The organism is Sporosarcina thermotolerans (genome assembly GCF_042658975.1).
Classification (GTDB): Bacteria; Bacillota; Bacilli; order Bacillales_A; family Planococcaceae; genus Sporosarcina; species Sporosarcina thermotolerans.
In genome coordinates this window covers 52,797-77,700 of record NZ_JBHSRM010000012.1, presented here as the reverse complement: position 1 = coordinate 77,700, position 24,904 = coordinate 52,797, and the positions used below count along the sequence as shown (strand labels likewise).

33 protein-coding genes are annotated in these 24,904 nt (G+C 39.7%); 20 read left to right on the top strand and 13 right to left on the bottom strand.

What is annotated here, in order from left to right:
- Positions 1–38 precede the first annotated feature (38 nt).
- A complete protein-coding gene (locus ACFPZG_RS07395) occupies positions 39–179 on the bottom strand; it encodes a hypothetical protein (protein ID WP_283732547.1) in 141 nt (46 codons plus the stop codon).
- Between the two features lie 281 nt (positions 180–460).
- Here ACFPZG_RS07395 and gdhA point away from each other — a divergent pair, with 281 nt between their 5' ends.
- The 4 genes from gdhA to ACFPZG_RS07375 all read left to right on the top strand — a co-directional run bounded on the left by gdhA (position 461) and on the right by ACFPZG_RS07375 (position 4,762).
- Positions 461–1,840, top strand: a complete 1,380-nt coding sequence (gdhA, locus tag ACFPZG_RS07390) for an NADP-specific glutamate dehydrogenase (protein ID WP_381426457.1) — start codon at positions 461–463, stop codon at positions 1,838–1,840.
- 177 nt (positions 1,841–2,017) lie between these two features.
- Positions 2,018–3,226: an argininosuccinate synthase gene (locus ACFPZG_RS07385; protein WP_381426456.1), complete on the top strand. Its 1,209-nt coding sequence runs from the start codon at positions 2,018–2,020 to the stop codon at positions 3,224–3,226.
- Between the two features lie 128 nt (positions 3,227–3,354).
- Positions 3,355–4,161 carry a DODA-type extradiol aromatic ring-opening family dioxygenase gene (locus tag ACFPZG_RS07380; RefSeq protein ID WP_283732546.1) on the top strand — a complete coding sequence of 269 codons (807 nt, stop codon included), beginning with the start codon at positions 3,355–3,357 and terminating at the stop codon, positions 4,159–4,161.
- Positions 4,154–4,762: a YdcF family protein gene (locus ACFPZG_RS07375; protein ID WP_381426455.1), complete on the top strand. Its 609-nt coding sequence runs from the start codon at positions 4,154–4,156 to the stop codon at positions 4,760–4,762. The genes ACFPZG_RS07380 and ACFPZG_RS07375 overlap by 8 nt, the downstream gene beginning before the upstream one ends.
- 46 nt (positions 4,763–4,808) lie before the next feature.
- Here the strand turns inward: ACFPZG_RS07375 and ACFPZG_RS07370 are convergent, their stop codons facing one another.
- The gene (locus tag ACFPZG_RS07370; RefSeq protein ID WP_283732544.1) at positions 4,809–5,606 is read right to left on the bottom strand and encodes a histidinol-phosphatase HisJ family protein; all 798 of its coding nucleotides are present in this window, start codon (positions 5,604–5,606) and stop codon (positions 4,809–4,811) included.
- Between the two features lie 147 nt (positions 5,607–5,753).
- Here ACFPZG_RS07370 and ACFPZG_RS07365 point away from each other — a divergent pair, with 147 nt between their 5' ends.
- Both ACFPZG_RS07365 and rlmN read left to right on the top strand, forming a co-directional pair.
- Entirely contained in the window at positions 5,754–5,936 is a 183-nt protein-coding gene (locus ACFPZG_RS07365) for an NINE protein (RefSeq protein WP_283732543.1), read from the top strand.
- 100 nt (positions 5,937–6,036) lie between these two features.
- Complete coding sequence (gene rlmN / locus ACFPZG_RS07360) at positions 6,037–7,107, top strand: 23S rRNA (adenine(2503)-C(2))-methyltransferase RlmN (RefSeq protein WP_283732542.1); 1,071 nt, start codon at positions 6,037–6,039, stop codon at positions 7,105–7,107.
- A 97-nt stretch (positions 7,108–7,204) separates the two neighbouring features.
- Here the strand turns inward: rlmN and ACFPZG_RS07355 are convergent, their stop codons facing one another.
- The 6 genes from ACFPZG_RS07355 to ACFPZG_RS07330 all read right to left on the bottom strand — a co-directional run bounded on the left by ACFPZG_RS07355 (position 7,205) and on the right by ACFPZG_RS07330 (position 11,118).
- Positions 7,205–7,579, bottom strand: a complete 375-nt coding sequence (locus ACFPZG_RS07355; RefSeq protein ID WP_283732541.1) for a hypothetical protein — start codon at positions 7,577–7,579, stop codon at positions 7,205–7,207.
- A gap of 116 nt (positions 7,580–7,695) precedes the next feature.
- Positions 7,696–8,016, bottom strand: a complete 321-nt coding sequence (locus ACFPZG_RS07350; RefSeq protein WP_317940663.1) for a general stress protein — start codon at positions 8,014–8,016, stop codon at positions 7,696–7,698.
- A gap of 79 nt (positions 8,017–8,095) precedes the next feature.
- Entirely contained in the window at positions 8,096–8,407 is a 312-nt protein-coding gene (locus ACFPZG_RS07345; RefSeq protein ID WP_283732540.1) for a hypothetical protein, read from the bottom strand.
- A 71-nt stretch (positions 8,408–8,478) separates the two neighbouring features.
- A complete protein-coding gene (locus ACFPZG_RS07340) occupies positions 8,479–9,045 on the bottom strand; it encodes an SCO family protein (RefSeq protein ID WP_283732539.1) in 567 nt (188 codons plus the stop codon).
- On the bottom strand, positions 9,032–10,441 hold the full coding sequence (locus ACFPZG_RS07335; RefSeq protein ID WP_317940664.1) for a sensor histidine kinase: 1,410 nt from the start codon (positions 10,439–10,441) through the stop codon (positions 9,032–9,034). Before ACFPZG_RS07335 ends, ACFPZG_RS07340 begins: the two co-directional genes overlap by 14 nt.
- Positions 10,441–11,118, bottom strand: a complete 678-nt coding sequence (locus ACFPZG_RS07330; protein ID WP_283732537.1) for a response regulator transcription factor — start codon at positions 11,116–11,118, stop codon at positions 10,441–10,443. The genes ACFPZG_RS07335 and ACFPZG_RS07330 overlap by 1 nt, the downstream gene beginning before the upstream one ends.
- Positions 11,119–11,271: 153 nt before the next feature.
- On the opposite strand from ACFPZG_RS07330, the gene ACFPZG_RS07325 reads away from it, so the two are divergent.
- The 4 genes from ACFPZG_RS07325 to ACFPZG_RS07310 all read left to right on the top strand — a co-directional run bounded on the left by ACFPZG_RS07325 (position 11,272) and on the right by ACFPZG_RS07310 (position 13,909).
- Entirely contained in the window at positions 11,272–12,024 is a 753-nt protein-coding gene (locus ACFPZG_RS07325; RefSeq protein ID WP_283732536.1) for a FixH family protein, read from the top strand.
- 114 nt (positions 12,025–12,138) lie between these two features.
- The gene (locus ACFPZG_RS07320; RefSeq protein WP_283732535.1) at positions 12,139–12,471 is read left to right on the top strand and encodes an ASCH domain-containing protein; all 333 of its coding nucleotides are present in this window, start codon (positions 12,139–12,141) and stop codon (positions 12,469–12,471) included.
- A 4-nt stretch (positions 12,472–12,475) separates the two neighbouring features.
- Positions 12,476–12,916, top strand: a complete 441-nt coding sequence (locus tag ACFPZG_RS07315) for a hypothetical protein (RefSeq protein ID WP_381426454.1) — start codon at positions 12,476–12,478, stop codon at positions 12,914–12,916.
- A 144-nt stretch (positions 12,917–13,060) separates the two neighbouring features.
- Positions 13,061–13,909, top strand: coding sequence for a GNAT family N-acetyltransferase (locus ACFPZG_RS07310; RefSeq protein ID WP_283732533.1), 849 nt, complete (start codon positions 13,061–13,063; stop codon positions 13,907–13,909).
- 240 nt (positions 13,910–14,149) lie between these two features.
- On the opposite strand, the gene ACFPZG_RS07305 is transcribed toward ACFPZG_RS07310, so the two are convergent.
- From ACFPZG_RS07305 to pepF, 3 genes are all read right to left on the bottom strand, one after another.
- Positions 14,150–15,325, bottom strand: a complete 1,176-nt coding sequence (locus ACFPZG_RS07305; protein WP_317940667.1) for a pyridoxal phosphate-dependent aminotransferase — start codon at positions 15,323–15,325, stop codon at positions 14,150–14,152.
- A gap of 144 nt (positions 15,326–15,469) precedes the next feature.
- Positions 15,470–16,216 (bottom strand): hypothetical protein, encoded by a 747-nt coding sequence (locus ACFPZG_RS07300; protein WP_283732532.1) that lies wholly within the window; start codon positions 16,214–16,216, stop codon positions 15,470–15,472.
- 119 nt (positions 16,217–16,335) lie between these two features.
- The gene (gene pepF / locus ACFPZG_RS07295) at positions 16,336–18,156 is read right to left on the bottom strand and encodes an oligoendopeptidase F (protein WP_283732531.1); all 1,821 of its coding nucleotides are present in this window, start codon (positions 18,154–18,156) and stop codon (positions 16,336–16,338) included.
- A 218-nt stretch (positions 18,157–18,374) separates the two neighbouring features.
- On the opposite strand from pepF, the gene ACFPZG_RS07290 reads away from it, so the two are divergent.
- Positions 18,375–18,803 (top strand): HEAT repeat domain-containing protein, encoded by a 429-nt coding sequence (locus ACFPZG_RS07290; protein WP_283732530.1) that lies wholly within the window; start codon positions 18,375–18,377, stop codon positions 18,801–18,803.
- 100 nt (positions 18,804–18,903) lie between these two features.
- On the opposite strand, the gene ACFPZG_RS07285 is transcribed toward ACFPZG_RS07290, so the two are convergent.
- Entirely contained in the window at positions 18,904–19,212 is a 309-nt protein-coding gene (locus tag ACFPZG_RS07285) for a hypothetical protein (RefSeq protein ID WP_283732529.1), read from the bottom strand.
- Between the two features lie 59 nt (positions 19,213–19,271).
- Between ACFPZG_RS07285 and ACFPZG_RS07280 the strand changes: the two genes are divergently transcribed.
- From ACFPZG_RS07280 to ACFPZG_RS07265, 4 genes are read left to right on the top strand one after another with little or no spacing between them, the layout of a single operon-like run.
- Positions 19,272–19,688, top strand: coding sequence for an NUDIX hydrolase (locus ACFPZG_RS07280; RefSeq protein ID WP_317940669.1), 417 nt, complete (start codon positions 19,272–19,274; stop codon positions 19,686–19,688).
- Positions 19,685–20,128, top strand: coding sequence for an NUDIX hydrolase (locus ACFPZG_RS07275; protein ID WP_283732528.1), 444 nt, complete (start codon positions 19,685–19,687; stop codon positions 20,126–20,128). The genes ACFPZG_RS07280 and ACFPZG_RS07275 overlap by 4 nt, the downstream gene beginning before the upstream one ends.
- On the top strand, positions 20,125–20,928 hold the full coding sequence (locus ACFPZG_RS07270; protein WP_283732527.1) for a class I SAM-dependent methyltransferase: 804 nt from the start codon (positions 20,125–20,127) through the stop codon (positions 20,926–20,928). The genes ACFPZG_RS07275 and ACFPZG_RS07270 overlap by 4 nt, the downstream gene beginning before the upstream one ends.
- Positions 20,929–20,957: 29 nt before the next feature.
- Positions 20,958–21,404 (top strand): NUDIX hydrolase, encoded by a 447-nt coding sequence (locus ACFPZG_RS07265; protein ID WP_283732526.1) that lies wholly within the window; start codon positions 20,958–20,960, stop codon positions 21,402–21,404.
- Between the two features lie 103 nt (positions 21,405–21,507).
- Here ACFPZG_RS07265 and ACFPZG_RS07260 read toward each other — a convergent pair whose 3' ends face one another.
- A complete protein-coding gene (locus tag ACFPZG_RS07260; protein WP_283732525.1) occupies positions 21,508–21,948 on the bottom strand; it encodes a hypothetical protein in 441 nt (146 codons plus the stop codon).
- A gap of 157 nt (positions 21,949–22,105) precedes the next feature.
- On the opposite strand from ACFPZG_RS07260, the gene ACFPZG_RS07255 reads away from it, so the two are divergent.
- From ACFPZG_RS07255 to nagZ, 5 genes are all read left to right on the top strand, one after another.
- Positions 22,106–22,588: a PaaI family thioesterase gene (locus ACFPZG_RS07255; protein WP_283732524.1), complete on the top strand. Its 483-nt coding sequence runs from the start codon at positions 22,106–22,108 to the stop codon at positions 22,586–22,588.
- A gap of 88 nt (positions 22,589–22,676) precedes the next feature.
- Entirely contained in the window at positions 22,677–22,907 is a 231-nt protein-coding gene (locus ACFPZG_RS07250) for a hypothetical protein (protein WP_283732523.1), read from the top strand.
- Between the two features lie 46 nt (positions 22,908–22,953).
- Positions 22,954–23,193, top strand: coding sequence for a hypothetical protein (locus ACFPZG_RS07245; protein ID WP_283732522.1), 240 nt, complete (start codon positions 22,954–22,956; stop codon positions 23,191–23,193).
- Positions 23,194–23,211: 18 nt separating this feature from the next.
- On the top strand, positions 23,212–23,601 hold the full coding sequence (locus ACFPZG_RS07240; protein ID WP_283732521.1) for a DnaJ family domain-containing protein: 390 nt from the start codon (positions 23,212–23,214) through the stop codon (positions 23,599–23,601).
- A 16-nt stretch (positions 23,602–23,617) separates the two neighbouring features.
- Positions 23,618–24,844, top strand: a complete 1,227-nt coding sequence (gene nagZ, locus ACFPZG_RS07235; RefSeq protein WP_283732520.1) for a beta-N-acetylhexosaminidase — start codon at positions 23,618–23,620, stop codon at positions 24,842–24,844.
- The last annotated feature ends 60 nt before the right edge of the window (positions 24,845–24,904 follow it).

Here is a 24,904-nt window from a genome sequence, read left to right as displayed (position 1 = left end):
TGCACATATGGTTCATTTTATCCTCGCTTACATTTAATTTAGTCGCCTGAGATATAGTTTACTATGTTTTGGAAAATATCCACGTTCGGATTGATCAACAGAGCAGGTAGGAATGCGAAAGCCATAATGATAATTACATTGGCTCCGATGACTGCACGCAAAAATTTGGTGAATTTCATAAAGCATCTCCTCTTTCTCCTTGAATTTGTTTTCCAATCCTATGAAGGCCTAATAATAATCTATGTTTTAAAACGGATAAATGATTTTATTTTCAACAAATACCTTTCGACATTATTTTTATAATCCGACACAATTATGTTAAGAAATTATCTATTTTTGAAGAAATTGTTGAATGGGTTCATATTTTCAGTAATAATATGAAGAATGGAAATAATTTTTGGAATATTGATTATTTGTATTGCGATATTGATGCAGCTGCTCTTCGAAAGGGATGATGGAATTGAAAAATGTAGAAATTAGCCATAATAACAGAAGTCGTGCAAATGATTATGTGCATGAAGTATACGAGTTAGTTAAAAAACGAAACCCGGATGAAAAGGAATTTTTACAAGCCATTAGGGAGATTTTCGTCTCGCTACGGCCGGTCTTTGCCAAACATCCCGAATACATTCGAGACGGAATTTTAGAACGTATTACCGAGCCAGAGAGAATCATCTCATTTCGGGTAGCTTGGGAGGACGATCAGGGAAGGGTGCATGTTAACCGTGGATTCCGTGTGCAATTTAATAGTGAATTAGGTCCGTACAAAGGTGGTATCCGCTTTCATCCATCCGTAAACAATAGCATTATGAAATTTCTTGCGTTTGAACAAATCTTTAAAAACGCATTGACTGGACAACCGATAGGTGCCGGAAAAGGTGGATCTGACTTCGATCCAAAAGGGAAATCGGAGCGAGAAATTATGCGTTTCACTCAAAGCTTCATGACCGAATTAAGCAAACATATAGGGTCCGATATGGACGTTCCCGCAGGTGATATTGGTGTAGGGAAACGGGAAATCGGTTATATGTTCGGCCAATATAATCGCTTGAAGGGCGGTTTTGAAGCGGGTGTCCTTACTGGAAAGGACCCTAGTCTTGGCGGATCTCTTGGGCGCAAGGAAGCAACGGGATATGGCACCGTGTATTTTGTTGAGGAAATGTTGAATGAGAATGGAATGTCATTCAAAGATAGTACGGTTATTGTGTCGGGGTCGGGCAATGTATCTACTTATGCCATGGAAAAAGCACAGCAATTAGGTGCGAAAGTTGTTGCCTGCAGTGATTCAGGTGGCTATATATACGACAAGAATGGTATTGACCTTGAAACCGTAAAACGTTTAAAAGAAGTTGAGAACAAGCGGATTTGGGAATACCGGAAAACCCATCCACACGCTGAGTACCATGAAGACTGTTCGAAAATCTGGACGATCCCTTGTGATATAGCACTTCCATGCGCTACTCAGAACGAAATCGATGAAGTATCGGCAAATATGCTTATCAAAAATGGTCTGAAGGCGATTGGTGAAGGGGCAAATATGCCATGCACGATTGAAGCGATTGAATTATTCCTTAAGAACGGAACTCTATTCGCACCTGCAAAAGCCGCAAATGCTGGGGGAGTTGCAGTTTCAGCTATGGAAATGTCTCAAAATAGTATGCGCCTTGCTTGGACAGCGGAAGAAGTCGACCAGCGATTGAAAACAGTTATGAAAAATATCTATGGAAGCTGTAAGGATGCCGCGGAGCGCTTTGGCAAGCCAGGCAATCTTGTAATGGGTGCCAATATCGCGGGATTCTTGAAAGTCGCTAATGCAATGGTCGCACACGGAATTCGATAATCTAAAAACTACCTCTGGGTAGTTTTTTTTACGCTTATAATCGTGCGGTTCCGTAGATAAACGAGCGTTTCTAGTGTTTATTTAATAATTCCACTTGAAATTCAAAATATCTGTGATATCATAAAAATACATTATGGTGAATAAAGATACATATATATGAATAAGGAGGATGAGATTATGGGGAATAAAAAAGTGGTTTTAGCTTATTCAGGTGGTTTGGACACTTCAGTGGCTGTTCAATGGTTAACAGATAAAGGGTACGACGTTGTAGCTTGTTGTTTGGATGTAGGGGAAGGGAAAGACTTGAACTTTATCCAGCAAAAGGCTTTACAGGTTGGTGCTGTAAATAGTTATGTTATCGATGCGAAAGAGGAATTTGCCCAAGAATATGCACTCCTTGCATTGCAGGCGAGAACCTATTATGAAGATAAATATCCGCTTGTCTCCGCATTGTCTCGTCCTTTGATCTCGAAAAAATTGGTCGAAGTTGCGCATAAGGAAAACGCGACAGCCGTGGCGCATGGCTGCACTGGTAAAGGAAATGATCAAGTCCGATTTGAAGTAGCCATAAAGGCGTTAGATCCGACACTTGAAGTCATTGCTCCTGTTCGCGAATGGAGCTGGTCCCGTGAAGAAGAAATCGCTTATGCAAAAGAAAAAAACATTCCTATACCGGTTGATCTCGACAGTCCGTATTCCATTGATCAAAATTTATGGGGTCGAAGCAATGAATGTGGAATCTTAGAGGATCCTTGGGCAGCACCGCCAGAAGAGGCATTTGGGCTAACAACTTCCATCGAAAACTCTCCAGACCAACCGGATATTATTGAAATTGAATTTGAAAAGGGCGTACCGGTGAGTATTGACGGAAAGCATTACCCTTTAAGCGAACTTATTTTGAAATTAAATGAAATTGCCGGCAAACATGGAGTCGGAAGAATCGATCATGTGGAGAATCGTCTTGTCGGTATAAAATCCCGTGAAGTGTATGAATGTCCGGGTGCCGTGACTTTATTGAAAGCACATAAAGAGTTGGAAGATTTGACACTTGTCAAGGACATCGCCCACTTCAAACCAATTGTTTCACAAAAACTGAGCGAATTGATCTATAACGGTCTTTGGTTCTCCCCATTGCGAAATGCACTGGAAGCTTTTGTGAAGGAGACGCAGCAATACGTCAACGGCGTTGTTCGCGTGAAATTATTCAAGGGGCATGCAATTGTTGAAGGAAGAAAGTCTGCAAACTCCCTGTATGATGAAAAACTTGCAACTTATACATCCGATGATCAATTTGACCAATCGGCCGCAGTCGGGTTCATTCAACTTTGGGGATTGCCGACTGAAGTGCATAGTACCGTAAATAAACTACAAAAAGTCAAAAACTGATTCAATTCACCTTCTACAGACAATGTAGAAGGTTTTTTGTCTTTTATTCTGCAGAAAAAAGGGTATTCGTAATTTGTATAGAATAGAAAAAAGATAGCAGCTTGTATAGATTGGGAGAGTGTGGAATTTTGAATCCATTTGTTTTTTCATGTATCGCCCCTCATGGCGGAGAAATAATACCAGAACTTCAAGGAAGCATTCCTGAACGAATGTCAAAAACTCGTGAAAGTTTAACAGAATTAGGAATGGAAATGAAGCAGGCGAAGCCGGATGTGATCATCGTATTAACGCCACATGGTACACGCATAAATGGGCAGTTTTCGATAACGGATTCGGAGAGAATGGAAGGGTCGCTCAATGAGAATGGAGCCACCTTTGTGATGGAACGGATTGTAGATAGGGAGTTAGCGAGAAATATAGTTGGAGCCTCATCAAAAGCGGGTATACCCGTCGGTGCTATCAACTATGGTACGGCGGCCGGTCCGATTTCTTGTTTGCCACTTGATTGGGGTGTGATGGTACCTCTACGGTTCATGCCGGATGTACCTATTGTCGTAATAAATCCATCGAGAGAACTTTCATATGAAAAGCATCTTGCCTTTGGAAAAGTGTTACGTGAAACAGTATTGTCCGGGACAAAACGGGTAGGGCTAATCGCGAGTTGTGACTGGTCACATACTCATGACGCGACGGGACCCTATGGGTATGATCCCGCAGCGGAAAAGCTTGATGCGGAAGTAGTGGAATTGATCAAGCAGAATGAGTTGGAGAAAATGGCTGATTTTGATGCCGATTATATCGAAGCCGCGAAACCTGATGGCATTTGGCAAACCCTTATATTGGCCGGCGCAATTCCAGCGAATGATAGGAAAGTGAAATTCTTGTCCTATGAAGCACCAACTTATTTTGGATTGATTTGTGCTGCTATTGAATAAGTTAACCGAAACAGGTGATGTAGTGAAAAAATCAAAGAAAATGGGGATTGTAATAGGGATAGTTATTATCTTAGGCTTATCAGTTTGGTTTTTATTAGGAATGTGGATTGCTCAAGGACAAAAACCCGTGGCGGGCGGTACGAATGAATTCGCTATTATCCTTGGTGCGAAAGTGAACGGGGAGACGCCATCACTTACTTTGCACTATCGACTAAAAGCGGCACTATCCTATGCAGAAACTCACCCTGATGTACGATTCATTTTATCGGGTGGACAGGGACCTGATGAAGAAATTTCGGAAGCGGAAGCAATGAGAAGATATTTGACGGAGCACGGAATTGACGAAGGTCGGTTGCTGATGGAATCTCAGTCAACATCAACATATGAAAATCTCCTTTATTCAAAAAAGCTTTTACCGGAAGATATTGATTCGATAACAATTATAACAAGCGACTTCCATTTGGCGCGGGCACGGATGCTCGCAGATAGCCTTGGGCTAAAGACAGATGCCTTGGCGGCAAAAACACCTGAATCGGTGAAGATTCAACAACATATTCGTGAGAGGCTTGCTATTATTAAAACTTATATCGTAGGCAAATGAAAAAGCTGTATTTCCATTAATTTGGAGAATACAGCTTTATTTCTGTTCATAATAATTTGTCAATCGGATGAAAAACGGGTTCCTGGTTGTTGAATGATGTGATGTATGAAAACCCGATTGACTTTACTAACTCAAGTGACTCCTTGAATTGAAAAGCGATGTGCTCGGGTTTATGGGCATCTGATCCTAAAGTGATAATTTCGCCACCGCATTGTTTGTAAAGCTTGAGAATATCATCACTTGGCAAGCCGTTTGACAAACCATAACGAACACCCGATGTATTTAATTCGATCCCTTTACCTGCAGGAATGATGTGATTGAAGATTTCGGTTAAAATAGCATGGAAATCATTTTGGACAATCTCTGGAGCATATCGCTTTATCAAATCAATATGTCCTAAAACCGAATAGTTATCGAAGTTTTTCACGCAGTGAAGCAATTCATTATAATAACTAATGGATGCTTCTTCCGCTGTTTTTCCTTTGAAAATCTCTCCGTAATGCAAACCTTTTCGTTCAACAGTATGCATTGAGCAGATTATGAAATCGAAGGATTCAGCGTTCAGCATTTCGTCATATCGTTGCAGTATATGAGGCTGAACGCCGATTTCAACACCTTTTCGAATAATGATTTGTCCATCGTAAAGCTGCCGTAGCTCCTCGATTCGCTCCGTATATTTTTGTTTATCAAAATCAAATTCGATTGCATCATCTGGAAAATCATAGTCGATATGCTCGGTAAAGCAGATTTCCGTGAGGCCTTTTGCAATAGCACCTTTAACCATATCTTCCATTTCAACAGTGCAATCCTTTGAAAACGAGCTATGCATATGGTAATCAAACATTGTTTATTCCTCCAAAATGACATTGTATTGTTATCATATCATTGATGAAATCTTTAATCTAAGGAAGCTTAAAATAGGATACAATGCAAACAGGAAAACTGTTATACTTATGTAAAAAGTATAGGGTAAGGGAAGGCAGGCATTTAAATGACTACTCCAAAATATATCGATATTGCGCTCATCATTTTCTTAGGCTATTTTGCAATTGACCGTTTTTCAAAAGGCCAGACAGGCATTGCAATCATGTTCACTGTTCTATCTTTGATGAATATTTTTGTTTTAATTATGAAAATAAAGCAGGATAAAAAACAGGTGAAAGATCCAAAATGAGTAAGAGGCTGCAATTTTTAAAATGCAGCTTTTTTTCTTCCGCTTTGTCCGTTATTATGGTATAATGACTGAATGCCAAGCTTAGAGGTGAGGAATTGACATGAAAAAATCAATTTATGGATTAACATTGGAGCAGCTAACTGCTTTTATTGTAGAAAATGGACAAAAGAAATTCCGTGCTGCACAAGTATGGGACTGGCTTTATAAAAAGCGTGTCATCAACTTTGCAGACATGACAAATATAAATAAAGAATGCCTTCAATTATTAGATGAGAATTTTGCGATTCAGACTCTTGAGGAGTCTGTGAAACAAGTTTCGGATGATGGAACCATCAAGTTCCTTTTCAAAATGCAGGACGGGAACCTGATTGAAACAGTCCTGATGAAATTTCCTTATGGCCAATCGGTATGTGTAACGACACAAGTCGGATGTAATATCGGCTGTAGTTTCTGCGCAAGTGGTCTATTGCGGAAAAACCGAGATTTGGAAGCTGGAGAAATCGTTGGACAAATTATGAAAGTGCAAGAGCATCTTGATAATTTGGGCGGCGGTGAACGCGTCAGCCATATCGTTGTCATGGGAATTGGTGAACCGTTTGATAATTACACGAACTTGATGAATTTCCTTCGTGTCGTAAATGACCAAGAAGGTCTGTCAATCGGTGCACGTCATATCACAGTTTCAACAAGTGGATTAACGCCGAAAATCCGTGAATTCGCGGAAGAAGATATTCAAATCAATTTAGCTGTATCATTACACGCACCAAATAATGATTTGCGCAGTCAAATTATGAAAATCAATAAAGCTTACCCGATCGAGAAGTTGATGGATGCCATTGATTACTATTTGGAAGCGAAGAATCGTCGGATAACATTCGAGTACATCCTATTGGATGATGTGAATGATCATGTAGTGGAAGCGGAACAATTGGCGAAACTGCTTTATAATAAACGCCATCTGTCCTATGTAAACTTAATTCCATACAATCCAGTCGATGAACACGGCCAGTATCAGCGAAGCAAGTCCGAGGCGATTAAAGCGTTTTACGAAACATTGAAAAAGCGCGGAATCAACTGCGGTGTCCGTCTTGAACACGGTACAGACATCGACGCAGCTTGTGGTCAATTGCGTAGTAAGCAAATTAAGAAAGATAAAGTCAAAGCAAATTAATATATAAGGAAACGCATGCTTTTAACGGCATGCGTTTTTTTGTGTGAATTTAAGCGTTGATCGCATTATTCTCCTGGCTCATTTAAATTAAGCGCGTTTATTTATTTTTCATCTTTCGAATAGCGATAACGATAAATTGAACGATCACTGCAATCCCAAATCCGAATGTCGTGATGATGAAAAGGGAAAGAATACCGATCAAATCGCCAAACCCGTTTTTATCCATAAGAAAACTTCTAAAGAACTCAGCGAATCCTAAAATAAGGGCTGCCATGAAAATTCTGAAGGCAATTTTAAACTTATAAAATAGTAATGATGCCGCTAAGATTCCGACTGTTAAGCTAAAAACACCAAATGTAAAGTAGTTTTTCAGAACCAAGTCCGTACCCAAAATCGTTCGAATTCCTAATATTAATAGACAGAAGGAAGTCAAACCCGTGAAAAATCCTATTTTCCATAACTTTTTATCCATTGTCCTGCACCCACTTTCAGTACATATCATAACGGAAAAAGTGAGTAAAGTGTAGGAAAAGAAGAAAAGCTGTTCCATCGGAAACATCTTCGGATGGAACAGCCATAATCGATTTATTATTTTTTAGCGATGAGGACAAGCTTCCCGTGGTCGAGTTCGCGCTCCGCATCTGCCGCATCTTCGGCTGTTAGGCCCGCAGCTTCCATTTTGCTTCGGAGTTCATCTCCACGTGAAGTGAACATGTTTTTCATGCTGTCAAGGAATCCTTGCTCCTTCATGCCCACCTTTTCCGTATCAAGTGCTTCAGTAATATCATCGGATCTTTTTTTATCATGTGCGAAAATATAAATGTCATCATGCGTATACCCTTGACTTGTCAAAACCTCAATCTCATTTTTAGCTTGAACAGCATTTTCCACGATTTTCTTCATTACCATTTTAAATTACCTCCCAAACGTATTTGTTTTTATATACCTCTAATCGGGCATAATTAAACAAATGACATAAGCCGGATATTTAAAATGGATAATAATCCCCTTTTAACTTGCGATACGATTCGATGAACTCATTTGGATCGGTTTTCACTTCGAAAGTGAAAACCCCTCTGTTTGTATGAAGGTAAAACAAGCCTGTTCCATTTGAAAAAGGTCGATAGGATAGATCAAGTACATGTTCGAGAGAAAAAGTGTTCTGCTCGGTTTTGATCGAGTCCTGAAATAGCAGAATGGTATTGGATGATTGCTGATGTTTTTGCTGAAACCATTCGATAGATCGCTCTACTGTGAAATAAGGTAGAGAAGCAATGGATTCGTTTATTGACTCTTTCAAGTGCATCCTCCTTGAAATTCATATTGCTCTAATCGTATCAGTTTTGTTTTATGGCGCCAATTATTTCAGCATCATTTCAGAAGTTTAGTTACCTGATCCACTACTTGCTCAACAAAATTTTCTTCTACATAATTAAATTCATTGACGATTAGTCCGTCTTGATTGACGATATAAAAGTTTGTTCCGTGAATGACTTGGCTCGAAGTCTTTGGTTTTTGGACAATAGTCTGGAATTGATTCAACGCTAAACTCTCAATTGTTTCCTGTGAATAGCCAGTCAAAAGATGCCAATTCGATTCATCGTCTGTAAATTGACTAATATAATCTTTCAAAATCGTTGGAGAATCGATATTCGGATTTACCGTAAATGAGACAAATTCAACTTCAAGGCCTTTCTCTTTGAAAGCCGTTTGCAAATTTGCCATTTCACTTGTCATCTGTGGGCAAACTGTTGTACAGCCGATGAAGATGAAATCCGCGATCCACACTTTTCCGTCTAATTGTTCCGTACCGAAAGAATTTCCGTTTTGATCTGTAAATGAAAAAGAAGTGACTTGTCTCCCAGTCTGTTGTGAAGTGCCACATGCGGACAGGAGAAGAATTAAAACAAGGAAATGAACTAGGTTAATTGGCCTCATTTTTCGACCTCTCTTTCAAATGGATTTTAACAGAAGTTCCTGTAGATGGATCGCTTTGTATGGAAAATGTGCCACCATGAAGTCTTATAATTTCCTTCACAATCGAAAGCCCAAGACCAGTTCCGCCGGTCGTTCGATTTCTTGCTTTATCTGTTCTGAAAAAGCGTTCACCAATTCGATTAATGTCTTCTTTCGGGATGTGGATTCCCTGGTTGTCGACTTGAAATTCGATATTTTCCCCGGATTTTTTCAATGTGATCGTTAAATTTCCACCATCAGATGAGTATTTAATGGCGTTGTCGATAACATTATAGAAGACTTGCTGAATCCTTTGCGAATCCCCTGTAATGATGCTGTTTTCTTCAATATTTAGATGAAGCTGTAATCCTTTTTCAGCGATCAATATTTTGAATAAGTCGACAGTATCCAATATGAGTTGCGCAATCGCAATTGGTTCATTATGAAGGACATACAGATTCTCCTGTAGATGATTTAATTCGACGAGATCATTAACAAGCTTATTTAAACGGACTGTTTCTTTTTCAATGGTCGTTAAATAACCCTCGGCTTCTGCAGGGGAAGAATAGATTTTTGCTTTTAAGGCATGTGTGTATCCGCCTATATACGTCAACGGCGTTCGGAGCTCGTGAACGATATTGGAGGTGAATTCCTTCTTCCTTATTTCCTGCTCCTCAAGCGATAGACTCATTGAATTAAAGGCATTCGTCAACTGTCCGACTTCATCCTCCCGAACTGTTTCGATTCGGCTGCTATAGTTTCCTTTGGATACTTCAGAGGACAGCCTTTGTAAATCACGCAACGGATTGAACATAGAGTTTATTATTTTATTCATAACAAGGAAAAGGATGAAGAAGAACAGTGTGCCGACAGTTACCATTAGTGGTATGCTTTCACGGAATACGTCTTGTATCGCGGCCAATGGAACATAAATATAAATAAATCCGATTAAACCCGTCTCTCCTTTAATAGGGAAAATGGCACCTATGATTTCACGGCCAAGCTCCTCGACATATCCTTTTTTAAGCAAATAAGCTCCATTTTCGAGTCTTTTCTGGTCGGCGTTGTCAACTAAATTTTCATAATTGATCTTATATGGAAAATAGGAGGAAAGGTCATCCAATTGATCGACAACGATGATTTCATATTCGGAAACAATATTATACCATTGGATTTTCTCGATGATTTCATCACTTAGTTCGCCATAATGGTAATGGGAGGCGGTTCGCTTCCCTTGATAGACTATCGATTCCTCGATACTTGAAATATAAAGCTGTGAATAAAGGAGGTGAATAAAGAAAAACGAAAATAGAATCGTGAATGCAATACTTGATAGAAAAACGGTAAATAGTTTTTTACTTAAGGTGAGCCTCTTCATCATTTGGCCTCAAATTTATAGCCGATTCCCCATACGGTTTCAATCATGCTTCCAGCTTCACCCATCTTCAGGCGCAATGTTTTGATATGCGTGTCGACTGTCCGATCAGTACTATGATGGTTATTCCCCCACACTAATTCAAGTAGTTGCTCACGTGAATAGACCCGTCCTTTGTTTTTGGCCAATGTTTCAAGGACGCCAAATTCTTTAAGTGTTAATGGTAGCGGCTTATTATCCAACGTGACTGTATGCGCATCGGAATCGATGACAAGGGGGCCGATGACAAGAGCCTGTCTCATTGGGGTGTTTTGATACGATCTTCTAAGCACGGATTCTACCCTTGCCAACAATTCACCGGGCATGAAAGGTTTGACGATATAATCATCACCGCCAAGTTTCAAACCTTCGATTTTATCCCATTCCTCACCTTTCGCAGATAAAAAAATAAGGGGAATATTTGCGGTTTGTTTCAATTCTTTGGCGAATTTGAAGCCATCCATATAGGGCATCATGACATCGACAATACATAAATGCGGTTGCTGCATATTAATCTTAGAAAGAGCATCAAGCCCATCGGTAGCTTCTTCGACTGAATAGCCATCACGAGTAAGAAATGTGCGTATTAACCTTCTCATTTGCGGCTCATCATCTATTATTAATATTGTATAGGGATTCATCGAAAAACCTCATTTCGAATGTTTATAACTTTATAATAGAAAACTGTTGTGAAATACTAATGAAGAAGTACTTCATAGTTACTTCTTAATTAATTGATACTATCATACTGGACAAAATCCGAAACGTTAAGTATTAAAAATGGAGGCACGAAGATGAAGAAGAAGTTTAGTGCACTATTAGTTATTTTTGGGTTACTGGTTTTATCGGCCTGTGGAAAAGAAGTAGACGACGGGTCTTCAGTGGAAGTCCTACCGCTTCTTGTCGATCTTTCCGTCACTGAGCATGCTGAAGTGGGGGAGACTGTGAAAATGGAGGCTCTTGTCACATACGGCGATGAAAAAGTTGAGGATGCAGATAAAGTCGTATATGAAGTGTGGGAAGATGGGAAGAAAGACGATTCTATCATGATTGATTCAGTTAATGAAAAGAATGGTTTATATACCGCTGAAACTTCATTTGAGAAGGATGGACTTTATCATATCCAAGTTCATGTCGATGCAAAACGTTTGCATTCAATGCCTTTTAAAGAAGTGACAATTGGAAAAGGTCCTAATGTAGAAAGTCATGATGATGAACACGCGGACCAGGGTCATGAACATGGCCATACAGAAGGTTTTTCCCTTCATTTCGTAAAGCCTGAAAATGCGGAAGCTGGAGCTGAAACTGAATTGATGACGCATTTGCAAATTGACGGACAACCTCTTGAAAAAGCAAACGTGCGTTACCAAGTATGGGGCGATAGCCTTGGCGAAAAGCATTTATGGATTGATACGATTGAATTGAAAGCCGGTGAATACACGGCTGCTCATAGTTTCGATAAAACAGGTACTTATACGGTGAAAATTCATGTGAAAGATGACAATGGTCTACATGAACATGAAGAGTTTACTTTTGAGGTTCATTAAGCTAACAAAAGTGTGACTGAAATGTGAAATGATATAGGAAGCACCGGTTTTCATTGGATAAAAAAGCATGAAATCGCTATGATAGTAGTAGATTAAGAATAGGGGCGATGCAGTATGAATGAACTACCAGAAAAGTCTTGCTCGATCGAACGTCTTGTTACAATTCCTGAAGATGTACAGAAGGTTTTAAGAGGAGAAAAAACAGCTACGAGACGAAATGGCGTCTATGCATATCCGGACGAGATCATGATTTTGGATGGGAAGAAGTTCAAAATTGATAAGCTCTACAAACAAACACTCGGCGAGATAACTGATGAGCATGCAGTTAAGGAAGGGTATGCAAATATGGAAGAATATAAACAATCCATTTTAGCTTTACACCCGAAAATGCCTTGGCTTCCTCAAATGAGCGTGTGGGTCCACGAATTCAGCCCAGTTACTGACTAATGTTATGAAATACATGTACGGGACAATCGTTTTTGTCCACGTCTTCTCCGCAGTCCTTTCCATCGGACCATTATTCCTATTAATGCCTTCGATTAAGAGGCTGCGGAATGTCGACGAATCATCCGAAAGTGCATTTTTATCGGTCATCCATGTCATTATTAGAATTGTCATGCACGCAGGACATGTGTTAGTCATTTCAGGTGTGCTGCTTATTCTGACTGGGCCATGGCCTTGGTATACTTCATGGGTGATTGCAACACTTGCCATCATGCTGTTATCGGGCGTTTTTCTTTCGACTGGCTTTACGAAAGTGCTTAAAAGGTATCATCTTCCTGAAAGTAATAAAGGAGAAATCCTGACCGTACTAAATAGGACTTCGTGGATTTATATTGGGCTTTTGCTCATCATGCTTTGGTTAATGGTTCAAAAGCCGTTGCTGTGGTGAAGCGAATAGTGATTTACATATTGAAAAGGACATGCTATTCTGCATGTCTTTTTTTGCTATTTCTGGACCTAAGATATTAAAAGACATGGATGACAAATCTGTCAATTGTCTGTATAATACTGGAAAAGAAATGGGGGATGGGGAATGGAATTTATTCGATTTGAGAACGCAAAGCAATTTGCAACGGTTGCCGAACCGATCGTTGAGAAGCAAGAGGATGTCTTCAGCTTGTTTTATGGTGTTTTACAGGCAATTAAGGCGGGGAAGTATGAGAATCCATTCATGGCAGCAGTGGTGGAAGGGGATGAGGTACTTGCACTTCTTCAAATGACACCCCCACATCCAGTAAATCTTGTCATTGTGGATGAAAGTAAAATTGATGAAGTGATAGATTTCATTATCCGTGAAATTAACGAAACTGCAGTCACTGTCACATCAGTTATTAGCTTGAAGCAATGGGCTGAGTTGTTTGCAGACAAATGGGTGGCACATACAGGAGAAAAGCAAAAACTTTTGATGGATCAAGGGCTTTATCGATTGGAAAATGTCGATAAAACGATTGATATGAGTCCGGGAAGTTGGCGGTATGCGACGATGGATGATCATTCATTGATTGTAAGCTGGTATTCGTTTTTTGAAGATGATGCGAATTTGGAAAGGACTCCTATTGAACTTGTGAAAGATAGAGTCACACAATTCATTGAAGCACAGGAAGTATTCTTGTGGGAAGATGAAGGGAAAGTTGTTTCAATGATGAAGAAATCAAGGCCGACAAGGAATGGAGTCACGGTCTCATTGGTCTTTACACCGAAAGAGGAACGAAGGAAAGGATATGCTCGGACGATGGTGGCATACGGCTCCATGGAGCTTTTAAAAGAGTATGATTTCTGTGTTCTATATACTGATATGATGAATCCTACTTCAAATAAGATTTATAAGGAAATTGGATATAAGCATATTGCGGATTCGATTCATATTGGATTTGAGAAATAAGGGGAGGGCGTGGGTCGCGCTCAAGAAGTGTGTCCCGCGCTCAAGAATTACGTTCCGCGCTCAAGAATTACGTTCCGCGCTCAAGTAAGTGCGTCCCGCGCTCAAGAATTGCATGCCGCGCTCAAGTAAGTGTGTGCCACGCTCAAGAAGTGCGTGCCGCGCTCAAGAAGTATATGCCGTTCCCAAAGCCTGCCCATGAGCATACAAAAAGGCCGCCATCATTGGCGGCCTCATTGCAAGTTAAGCTTCACTCGCCGTAAATATCCCCAACGCCTCAATTCTTCCAACGGCCTCTGCAATCCGCTCTTCACTCTCTAACAATCCCACACGTACATAACCCTCCCCATGTTTGCCGAAGCCGTTGCCTGGAGCAACAACGACTCCTGCTTTTTGAAGAAGGATATCCGCAAATGATTCACTCGTATAGCCTTCCGGAACAGGCAACCAAGCGAAGAATGAGGCTTTCGGTGCTTCTACGTCCCATCCGATACGCTGACATTCGCTTATCAATACATTTCTACGACTCTCATATAGTGCCGTCAGTTCACCCACACATGATTGATCTGCACCTAAAGCCGCGATTGCAGCGTGTTGGATTCCGGGGAACATGCCGATAAACAGCTGGCTTTGCAATCTGCTTATGGCTTCAATCATTTTTGCATTTCCTACTGCAAAGGCGACCCTCCAACCAGCCATATTATATGTTTTCGACAACGTATACAGTTCGATTCCGAGTTCCTTTGCTCCATCCGCTTGAAGGAAACTTACCGGCTTAACTCCATCAAAACCGATTCCTCCATACGCCATATCATGCACGATAAATATTCCATTGTCCCTTGCATAGAAAATCGTTTCTTCGAAAAAAGGAATGTTTGCAACGGCACTCGTCGGGTTGTTCGGATAGTTCAAATACATGATCTTTGCTTTTTGCTTCGCCTCATCTGAAATTGAAGCAAAGTCTGGCATGTACCCATTTTCCTTAAGAAGCGGCATCGTTTCATACTTGATGTTTGCAAGACTAACACCTGATAGATAATCAGGATACCCTGGATCAGGCAATAAGAGAAGATCACCTTCATTCATCATCGCAAGGGGAATTTCCACTAACCCAATTTTTGAACCGCCTAAAATGGCGACCTCTGTATCAGGGTCCACCTCCACACCGTATTCCCGATTATAAAAATCTGCAACTGCCTTTCGTAGTTCTGGAATACCGTTAAATGGCGAGTAGCCATGATTTTCCGGACGTTCCGCGGCTAACTGCAAAGCTTTAATAATGTGATCAGGTGTCGGTTGATCGGGATTTCCTCTTCCAAGATTGATAATGTCCAGACCGGATTGCTTCGCTGCTTCAACTTTTTTAACTAACCCGGAAAAAAAGTGTGGAGGCATGTTATTTAATCGATTTGAAATCATATGAACAACCCCGTTTTCGTATTTTTTAGACTCATCAGAATACCGATTGCTATCATTCTACTATATGCGATAGGGCGAACTCAACATGATTTTAGTCATATGAAAAAAGCCGCCCCACATAATAAGGGCGGCATCATGAATTCATTAATATTTTCGATTTTGATCCATAATAAACGTTAATAGTGTAATCCAATGACTCATTTTGCGATATACCTCTATATATTCAGGAGACTCCTTTTTAAGCCGTTTATCAAGATTTGAATAAAAACGAATAATATGGAATGGCTTTGTTTCATCATCCACTATAATTTTCATTTCAATCGTGACGGTTTTTCGAAGGATTGCTTTTCTCGCCAATGACATTTTTTCATTAATAACGGGATCGAGGGATTGTCCAATCGCCTCGAGTCTATCGGTTGTCCCCTCGACCTCGCTAAAGACCACTTTTTTCCGAATACCATTTTCGTATGTTTCAATAGCCAATAACTGTTCATATGAATAATCAAATATTTCATAAGGCATTTTTAAATAGGCCTTGGATACGCGCTTACCGTCAGCAAGCAAAGAGGGTTCCCAAAAATGAATTCTCCTGTTTCGTTCATCAATGGCGATTTTTGAAAGTAGGTCATCAGAAACGAATGCATGTGTTTCATGATAAGTTGATTTTTTGGGCTTATATGTTTCAAGATGCTCAAGTTGTTTTGCTTTTAGTTTATTTTCTGTACGTGTTGCTAAAGTCAGGAAAAGGGCTGCGAATCCGAAAAAGATTGCGAAAAAAATAAATCCGTATAGAAATTGATCTTGCCTGACAAGGGTAAAAAGGGCAATGGTTCCTATAATCGGTGCCAGGCAGCCAAAGCGTACATACCAATTGGATTGTGTGGAAGGCAAAAGAACCCCTCATTTCAGTAGAATAATATATGTATTATCATATCTGAAGGTTACATGAATGACAATGAAACAATGAAAAAGCTGTCCCTAAAAAAAGGCGGGGACAGCTTTTAATGAACTTATTGAACGTTTGCTGCTTCGATCTCGTCAGTCAATTCTACAAGCTGATCGATCAATTCGCCGATATAAGCGATTGTATCCTTCAATGGCTGTTCAGTTGTAATATCAACGCCCGCCATTTTCGAAAGTTCAGCAGGAGATTTTGTACCACCTGCTTGGAGTACTTTCAACCAATCATCTACAGCCGGTTGACCTTCTGAAAGGATTCGTTTCGATACTTGTGTTGAAATCGTCAAACCTGCGCTGTATGTGTAAGGGTATAAGCCCATATAGTAGTGAGGTTGACGCATCCAAGTCAATTCTGCACCTTCATTGATTTTTACGTCATCGCCCCAGAATTCTTCCAATACGCCGCGCTTCAAGCTATTCAATACATTGGCATTGACGCTGCCGCCTGCATCGATACGCTCATACACTTTACGTTGGTAAGCTGCTTCAAGTAAATGTGTAACGAAGTTATGGTAATACGTACGTGCTACGATGGACGAGATTACCCAACGCTTGAATTTCGGATCATCCGAATTGGAAAGCAGGTGGTTCGCCACAAGCATTTCATTCATCGTCGATGGTGCTTCGATGAAATACATGGAAGGACGTGAATTGAAAATGTTTTGATGCTGATGGGCGTTATAGAAATGTCCTGCGTGTCCAAGCTCATGCGCTAAAACGAAGACATCTTCCATACTGCCTGTCCAAGAAATTAAGATATAAGGGTGTACGCCATAAGGGCTTGAACAGAATGCTCCTGTAGATTTACCTACGTTTTGCGCAAAGTCTGTCCAGCGCTCTTTATAAGAACGATCCACCATGTTCACATAATCTTCACCCATAATTGATAGGGCATCATCAATGTATTTCTTTGAATCTTCAATTGTAATCTTTGGCTCGTAATTTGGATCCAAAGGAATTTTTAAATCAGAGAATGTCATCTCGTCAAGTCCGTGAACTTTTTGAAGAAGTTTTGCATATTTGCGCATATGCGGTGCAAGGCCTTCCGTGATCAAATCGATTTGACGGTTATACATAGAGCGGTCAACTTCTTGGTTGAAAAGAAGAAAATCGAAAACATTGTCATGTCCTCTTAAGTCTGAAGTTGTTTTTTCCTTTTGCAAATGCGTGTCATATGCTTTTGCAGTTGTATGCTGATATTCTCTTAATTTGGCATGGAATGAGTCATATGCAGCTCTTCTTTTCTCCGTGTCGACTTCGGACTCCCAGCCGCCTTCGAAAGTTGTATAGCTTAGAGGGAATTCTTCCCCGTTTACTTCGAAATTGTCGAATTTCATATCGACTAATTTTGTCGTATTGTAAATGCCGTATGGCGCATTCAGTACGGAAGAGAATGCAGCTAATGTCTTTTCCACTTCTGGGTGCAGTTTGTGTGGCTTTTGGCGAATCAATTCCTCAAGATAATTTTTGTAATCGTCGGATTGGTTCATTGCTTTTTCAAGGATTTCACTGGATACTTCGGAAAGCTCACTTGTGAAGAATGAAAGTTTGCTTCCAAGCTTTGAAGAGATAGAGCTGTATTTGCTTGATCGCATTTGTGCTTCGTCGTTTGTTTGGTCCACGCTAAGTGATAGGCTTTGATATGTGCCAATCGGTGTCATTTTGCCCATGATGGATGCGTAGCCGTCTAACGCTTCAAGAACTGCAGTTTCATCAGTCATTTTACCTTTGAAACGTTCTTCAAATGAAGCGACTTCACTTTCAAGTTGGACGAGTGCAGCATTGTAGTCGTCTTCGGTTTTAAAGAGATCTTGCAAATTCCATGTTTCTTCGATTTTTACTTCAGAACGTGGTGGTAAGCTTTTAACCAATTCTCATCTCTCCCTTTTAATATTACGGTAGTCGAACTAATTATAGTATATAGCAAACTAATAGAAAAGTAAAAATGATTCAGCAAACTTATTTTTGTTGCTGAAAGATACGGTTTACCGTAAGGCGATTCTTCGCTATTTTCACCCAGACAACGTATAATAAAAGAAACAGAAGAAGAATTCATTTTTCCTTTAGTTAAAAAAAGAGGTGCAATTACTTGAAACAATTTGAAACAGCTTTACCTGAGCAGTATGAAACATTAAAAAAACAGGCCAATTATACGTCTAGCTGGCGAGAGCGTTTAGATGCAGTCCAAACGTTATCGGCTTATCAACATGACAAAGTCATTGATTTATTAAAAAATCGTATGCAGAATGATACTGTCAACAAGGTGCAATTAGCAGCCTATGAAGCACTTGTGGCGTTTGGCGAGAATGTAGAGAAGCCATTACCTGCGCGTTTTGATATTATCAAAGACACAGACAAAATTTTCCTACGGATTAAAAAGAGCTTACCGAAGGACCATACAGTGGCAGACTTTGCGGATAAGCTAAAACGTATGCGTTTAGATGTCTTTGATGCGTATGAAGGCGACAAGGGTGTACAATTTATGAACTGGTTAGAGGAACGTTGGGCAAAACTGTAATTATTAGTTTGGTGATTTATAAAGGAAAGTCATTCTCTCCGCATGTGGAGAGGATGGCTTTTTCTTATCCTACCGGTAAGGTTCATCGAAGAAATAATAGTTAATCTTGTTGAAGTTTGGAGAGCTGTTGAATTTCCTCTGATACAACAAAAGCCAAATCTTCATTGCCGAAGAGTTGGAGGACGTCAAGCATTGTTTCATTGTCTATGTGAAATTCGTCAAAGCCATCATCATTCTCAATTACTTTCTTTAAGGCTTCGTTTTCCAGTTGGTATGGATATGCTTTTTTATAAAGGGCTTGCGGATCTAAATCGTGATTGGTGCACCATTGGACGAATAGGCGAATCATGAGCGTTTCGTCCTCTCTGTATTTTTGTATAATTTGTTCACTGATATTTTTGAATTCCATTGTTCGACCTCCATCGATAGGCTATTATTTTAGTATAAACGAAATGGGGGATTAAACTAATGAATCGAGTAGATGTTGTGTATGCAGTCATATTAAAAGAGGGAAAAGTTCTTATGGTGAAGAACAAGAAATATAATAATTGGACGTTGCCGGGAGGGGGAGTGGAGAAAGGGGAGACATTGGAACAAGCGGCAATCCGTGAAGTGTGGGAAGAAACCGGATTGACGGTTGAAATCGGGAAACTGCTTGCTGTAAATGAGACATTTAGGCAAAAAGAAAATAATCATGTTTTATTTTTCACCTTCAATACGGGTGTGATTGGTGGAGAAATTGCCATTCAAGATAGAGATGGGATTTTAGATGTTCAGTGGAAGGATCTCAATGAAGCGGTTGAAGAGCTGCCTTATTATGAGGGAGGGATAAAAAAATTACTAAAAACATCGATTCCGTATGTCTATCAGGGAGTGCAGGTTTGAAGCAATACCCGAGGGCCAAAGTGATTGGTGTCTTACAATCCGGCAGTAGAATATTGGTCGAAGAATTTACAGGGAAGCACTCTAAAGGCGTAGGAGCCTATTATCGACCGATTGGCGGGTCGATTGAATTCGGTGAAAGATCCACGGACGCTCTTTTAAGGGAATTTGAAGAAGAGCTCCAAGTTACAGTGGAAATTAAGGGATATATGGGATGTATGGAAAATATCTTTGCAATAAATGAACAAATAGGTCATGAAATAATTCAGGTGTATCGTGTTGGTTTTATAGAAGAGAAAAATTACAGTAAAGAGAAATTTGAAGTTTTAGAAGGTAAACATATGTCATTTGCGAATTGGGTTAAGATAGCGGATTTTATTGTCGGGGATAAAATACTGTATCCGGATAGCTTGATTAATAAGCTAAAAGGAGAGAAGTTATGAACCAGAGGCAAATGAGTGAGAAAAATAGAATTGGTTGGAACCAAAACGCATATCAGGCATGGGAATCTCGCCATGGTCCTCCAAGTCACTATGCAGAAAAACTGAAGGCTAATCCAATAAAAAAAGTAAGTTATTATTTGGATGAAGTTGGAGATGTAAATGGAAAAAGAGTTCTAAACTTATTGGGCTCCAATGGAAATAAGGCTGTCTGTTTTGCGCTTCTTGGAGCAGATGTCACAGTTGTAGATATATCTGAAGATAATAAACGATATGCCGTGGAATTGGCGGAAGCCGCAGGTGTTTCCATTAATTACATCGTTAAAGATGTTCTTGATATAAAAACGGGAGAACTTTCTGCTTTCGATATTATTATCCTTGAGATGGGAGTATTACATTATTTTATTGATTTAGCTCCTTTATTCCAAATGGTTTCGAACCATTTGAAAGAAGGTGGTTTATTTATTGTAAGAGATTATCACCCATTCGTTTCAAAAGTGCTTCGCTATGTGGATGGGGAGCTAAAACTTGATGGCGACTATTTTAGTGAAGAGTGTAATGGGGTTGATGTTGCTTATTCAACTTTGTTACCAGAAGATAAGCGGGAGAATTTAACTAAAAACGTCATTAGGAGATGGACGATATCAGAAGTAATAAATGCCTTGATCAATGCAGGATTGACGATAAGAAAAATGAAAGAAGATAAAGGGATTCATTGGGCTTTTCCTGAAGGTTCACCTGGGGGGATATCCAATAGAATTCCGGGGACATTTATGATCTGTTCAACATTGAAACAGATATAAATCAAAGTGAATAAAGGGGGAAATGGGAAATGGGATATATAGAGGATATTAGGGAAGTGGTCGGGAATCGACCATTATTGCTTACAGGTGTTGGAGTAGGTGTGTTCAATGAAAAAGGGGAAATCCTTTTACAGAAAAATTTAGACGGACGATGGGGAATTCCTGGAGGCTTCATGGAACTTGGCGAATCCGCTGAGGAAACTGGTCGAAGGGAAGTGCTTGAGGAGACGGGGATTGAAATCGGGAAGCTTGACCTTGTAACTGTAGTCTCGGGGTCGCACACACATACGGTATTAAAAAATGGACATGAGTATTATTCTGTTACAATCGTGTTCGTGTCAAAAGACATTCAAGGCGGCGCATTAAAAGCCGATGGTGTTGAGACAACGGAAGCTTGTTTTTTCAAACTTCAAGAACTACCCGAAAATCTTAATCCGATGATTAAATCGATGATTTTTCAATACGTTTCAAAATAAATTCTAAACGGATTTCAAGCATAGGCGACCTTTTCGTATCCGCCGTAGCGATAAGTCGTGCAGATCGGTTTCTGTTTGACTTATCGCGGGAGGCATACACAAATCATTTATTACTAACAATAAAACGAACAATCCAGTTCATATCAAGTGGTCCATCAATAATTTCATAATAAAAGGCCGAATTTTGGATAATAAGATTTTCTGCAACCATAATTGTCAGACTGTTGCCTTGCGAATCTTGTAAACTAATTGACAACTCATCCATAGAACCGTAAAGATCAACATCCTCAGATTTGATTTTTTTAACACTATATTGTTGCAGGAATTTAAGCAACTCATCCACTTCAACTTCATCAATGATTTTCCAGGTTTCCGCAGGGGATCCGTTCATGGGTGGTTTATTGAAAGTGAGCGAATCGAATTCAGCATTCATTGATTCGAATAATTCATCAAAACTTTTTTCATTATAATCGTTGATAGTCTCGAGCATCGCATAAATTCCTCCGATTAATAGCGCAATGAGCAAGACGGCTCGCATTTTCATATTCAATTCCTCCTGTCACTGTTTGTATAGTATACGCTGGCGTCGCTCATGTGGAATAGTACTCATGTTATGTTTCAGGGGAAAGAAAAATTAACAATGAAGTATTTGATGTTATAATAGAATTCAAACTACAAAGAATTCAGGGAGGCTGAGCGTTATGACAACTAAAATGGTAAATGCAATACAAGATGGATATGCTGATGATTTTGCTTGGTGTTATGGATGTGGACGATTAAATGAAGATGGACATCATTTCCGAACTGGTTGGGATGGAGAAAAAACGGTTACATATTATGAGCCTTCAGAAAAGCACACAGCGATTCCAGGATTCGTATACGGAGGAGTTATTGCATCCCTAGTAGATTGTCATGGAACTGGATCTTGCGCATTGGCATTACATCGTAAGAACGGACATGAACCTGGAGACGGAGCTGAGGTTCCACGTTTTGTAACCGCTTCCTTGAATGTGAATTATTTGAAGCCGACACCACAGGGGATTGTGTTAAAGGCAGTAGGTACAGTTGAAGAGATTCATCCGAAGAAATGGAAAGTGAATGTAGAGGTATTTGCTGGAGACGTTCTATGCGTTAGCGGTGAAGTTGTTGGGGTTGTAATGCCATCGACATTTATAACAAAGTAAAAGAAGACGAAACCTTTAGAAAGTAATTCCGTATAAGTATGTATGGGAGCTGCGATGGACTGAAAGATGAAAGGAAAGGTGGAAAACGATGATCGGATTCTGGATAGTAGCGGTCGTAATGTGTGTTCCAATAGTAGCGATCATAACTGAACATCGGGAAAAGACATTAAGATACAAAACTGAATTGGTTCGGGAAGAGCTTGAACTGGAGAAATTGAAGCAGCAGAATTTCATTATTGAAACGGAAAAAATGAAACTTGAATTGGAACAGATGAAACTTGATTATACATCTGATAAAAATGATGTCATGAAAGCTTAATAATTGAAATGGGTCAGATCTGAGAGAAGGGTAGGGAAGTATGGGAATGGGATACATTACAGGTATTTTAATTGTCGGGATCGTCATGTGTGTTCCGATCACTGCTATTATCACGGATTACAAGCGGAAAACAATGAAGTTCAAAGCGGATATGGTTCGTGAAGAGATTGAACTGGAAAGATTAAAGCAGCAGAATTTCATCATTGAGACAGAAAAAATGAAGCTTGAACTTGAACAGATGAAACTCGATTATACATCCGGTAAAAATGAAATCATGAAAATCTGATGAAAGAGTGGGATCAAGATGTCAGATAATAATTCAATGCCTCCCTATAACGACCTGATCGGTGATATTCTAAAAAAGAAGTCTGATGAAGGTGGAATGGAAAACCTGAAAGGCTTCGGAAAACCGTTGCCGAAGGATTATTTTTCAGGTGATACCTTCCAACATTTTCAACGCATCGCGAAAGACGCAGGATATAAACCGCATTGGTTGAAATTACAGCATGAAATTCGTGATATGTTGTATGAAATCGACAGGTTTATAATGAATGAAGAACGGGTAGAATTGGAAAAAAGAGTCGATAAAGTGAATGAAAAAATTGCGGAACATAATAAACATTGTCCGCCCCCAATGTTAAAAGGGCGCATTTCAATAGACACGCTTGATCGTGCGAAGGAAATTTGGAAATAGATAGGAGGGAATGACGATGAAGCAAGTAGGCTGGTTAATCGTCCTTTCCCTTTTTCTTTTTACAGGCTGTTCTAAAATGAATATTGAAAAGGACCATCATCAGGTTCCAGACTTCACTGAAAGACATTCAGTCGCAGACACAATTACAGTGGAGTTTTCCGGTATCGATTTAATGATGGAAGAAATGTCCGTAGAGGAAAAAATAGGGCAATTATTAATTGTTGGTATGTCGGGGAAAACATTCAATGGCGAAATTGACCGTCTTATCCGACAAAACAAAGTCGGAGGAATTATTTTATTAGGCAAAAATATATCTACACCATCCGGCATCGTACAATTATTAAACGATAGTAAAAAGGCGAATGAAGGAAATGATATCCAGTTATTATTGTCGGTTGATGAAGAGGGTGGACGAGTTTCCCGAATACCAGCAGGGATGAAGAAATTACCCGCAGCCTCATTGATTGGACAAAAGAATAAGGAATCATTTGCTTATGAAACAGGGATTTATCTTGCCGAGCTTCTTCACTCATTCGGTTACAATATGAACTTTGCCCCGGTATTAGATGTTAATAGTAATCCACAGAACCCGGTAATCGGGGATCGATCCTTCTCTTCCGACCCTTATAAAGTTGCTTCTTTGGGTATGTCTGTTATGAAAGGAATGACCGATAATGGGATCATTTCCGTCGTTAAGCATTTTCCGGGCCATGGTGACACACATATCGACTCCCATAAAGCATTGCCTATTATTCAAAAGAGCTTACAGGAGCTTAAACAAACCGAGTTAGTACCTTTTCAAAAGGCAATCGATGAAAATGTGGATATGATCATGGTAGCCCATATACTATTTCCGGAATTGGACAAGGAGTATCCCTCTTCATTATCGAAGAAAATCATTACGGATCTTTTACGGAATGAAATGCATTATAATGGGGTTGTCATAACCGATGATTTAACAATGGGTGCAATCGTCAATGAGTATACAGTGGCTGAAGCGGCCATTCAATCTTTTTTGGCAGGTAGTGATTTACTTTTAATTGCCGGGGATTACCAAAATCAAGTAGATACGTTTGACACATTGGTGGCAGCTGTGGAATCAGGAATTATATCCATGGAAAGGCTCGATGAAAGTGTAAAACGTATTTTAGAGCTAAAGAATCGTTACGAATTAGACGATAAAGTTATTGAAGAGATTGACGTGAAAAAACTTAATCAAAAATATGACGAATTAATGAGCTGAAAAACGAAACTTCCTAAACACTCATCCGTAAAATAGAGTAGAAACGCATAAAAGGAGGTT

What these genes read in the sequence shown, in the direction of transcription:
- ACFPZG_RS07395 (WP_283732547.1), bottom strand. Translation starts at nt 179, where the DNA reads ATGAAATTCACCAAATTTTTGCGTGCAGTCATCGGAGCCAATGTAATT.
- ACFPZG_RS07385 (WP_381426456.1), top strand. Translation starts at nt 2,018, where the DNA reads ATGGGGAATAAAAAAGTGGTTTTAGCTTATTCAGGTGGTTTGGACACT.
- ACFPZG_RS07370 (WP_283732544.1), bottom strand. Translation starts at nt 5,606, where the DNA reads ATGTTTGATTACCATATGCATAGCTCGTTTTCAAAGGATTGCACTGTT.
- ACFPZG_RS07365 (WP_283732543.1), top strand. Translation starts at nt 5,754, where the DNA reads ATGACTACTCCAAAATATATCGATATTGCGCTCATCATTTTCTTAGGC.
- rlmN (WP_283732542.1), top strand. Translation starts at nt 6,037, where the DNA reads ATGAAAAAATCAATTTATGGATTAACATTGGAGCAGCTAACTGCTTTT.
- ACFPZG_RS07355 (WP_283732541.1), bottom strand. Translation starts at nt 7,579, where the DNA reads ATGGATAAAAAGTTATGGAAAATAGGATTTTTCACGGGTTTGACTTCC.
- ACFPZG_RS07350 (WP_317940663.1), bottom strand. Translation starts at nt 8,016, where the DNA reads ATGGTAATGAAGAAAATCGTGGAAAATGCTGTTCAAGCTAAAAATGAG.
- ACFPZG_RS07340 (WP_283732539.1), bottom strand. Translation starts at nt 9,045, where the DNA reads ATGAGGCCAATTAACCTAGTTCATTTCCTTGTTTTAATTCTTCTCCTG.
- ACFPZG_RS07335 (WP_317940664.1), bottom strand. Translation starts at nt 10,441, where the DNA reads ATGAAGAGGCTCACCTTAAGTAAAAAACTATTTACCGTTTTTCTATCA.
- ACFPZG_RS07330 (WP_283732537.1), bottom strand. Translation starts at nt 11,118, where the DNA reads ATGAATCCCTATACAATATTAATAATAGATGATGAGCCGCAAATGAGA.
- ACFPZG_RS07325 (WP_283732536.1), top strand. Translation starts at nt 11,272, where the DNA reads ATGAAGAAGAAGTTTAGTGCACTATTAGTTATTTTTGGGTTACTGGTT.
- ACFPZG_RS07320 (WP_283732535.1), top strand. Translation starts at nt 12,139, where the DNA reads ATGAATGAACTACCAGAAAAGTCTTGCTCGATCGAACGTCTTGTTACA.
- ACFPZG_RS07315 (WP_381426454.1), top strand. Translation starts at nt 12,476, where the DNA reads ATGAAATACATGTACGGGACAATCGTTTTTGTCCACGTCTTCTCCGCA.
- ACFPZG_RS07310 (WP_283732533.1), top strand. Translation starts at nt 13,061, where the DNA reads ATGGAATTTATTCGATTTGAGAACGCAAAGCAATTTGCAACGGTTGCC.
- ACFPZG_RS07305 (WP_317940667.1), bottom strand. Translation starts at nt 15,325, where the DNA reads ATGATTTCAAATCGATTAAATAACATGCCTCCACACTTTTTTTCCGGG.
- ACFPZG_RS07285 (WP_283732529.1), bottom strand. Translation starts at nt 19,212, where the DNA reads ATGGAATTCAAAAATATCAGTGAACAAATTATACAAAAATACAGAGAG.
- ACFPZG_RS07280 (WP_317940669.1), top strand. Translation starts at nt 19,272, where the DNA reads ATGAATCGAGTAGATGTTGTGTATGCAGTCATATTAAAAGAGGGAAAA.
- ACFPZG_RS07270 (WP_283732527.1), top strand. Translation starts at nt 20,125, where the DNA reads ATGAACCAGAGGCAAATGAGTGAGAAAAATAGAATTGGTTGGAACCAA.
- ACFPZG_RS07265 (WP_283732526.1), top strand. Translation starts at nt 20,958, where the DNA reads ATGGGATATATAGAGGATATTAGGGAAGTGGTCGGGAATCGACCATTA.
- ACFPZG_RS07260 (WP_283732525.1), bottom strand. Translation starts at nt 21,948, where the DNA reads ATGAAAATGCGAGCCGTCTTGCTCATTGCGCTATTAATCGGAGGAATT.
- ACFPZG_RS07255 (WP_283732524.1), top strand. Translation starts at nt 22,106, where the DNA reads ATGACAACTAAAATGGTAAATGCAATACAAGATGGATATGCTGATGAT.
- ACFPZG_RS07250 (WP_283732523.1), top strand. Translation starts at nt 22,677, where the DNA reads ATGATCGGATTCTGGATAGTAGCGGTCGTAATGTGTGTTCCAATAGTA.
- ACFPZG_RS07245 (WP_283732522.1), top strand. Translation starts at nt 22,954, where the DNA reads ATGGGATACATTACAGGTATTTTAATTGTCGGGATCGTCATGTGTGTT.
- ACFPZG_RS07240 (WP_283732521.1), top strand. Translation starts at nt 23,212, where the DNA reads ATGTCAGATAATAATTCAATGCCTCCCTATAACGACCTGATCGGTGAT.
- nagZ (WP_283732520.1), top strand. Translation starts at nt 23,618, where the DNA reads ATGAAGCAAGTAGGCTGGTTAATCGTCCTTTCCCTTTTTCTTTTTACA.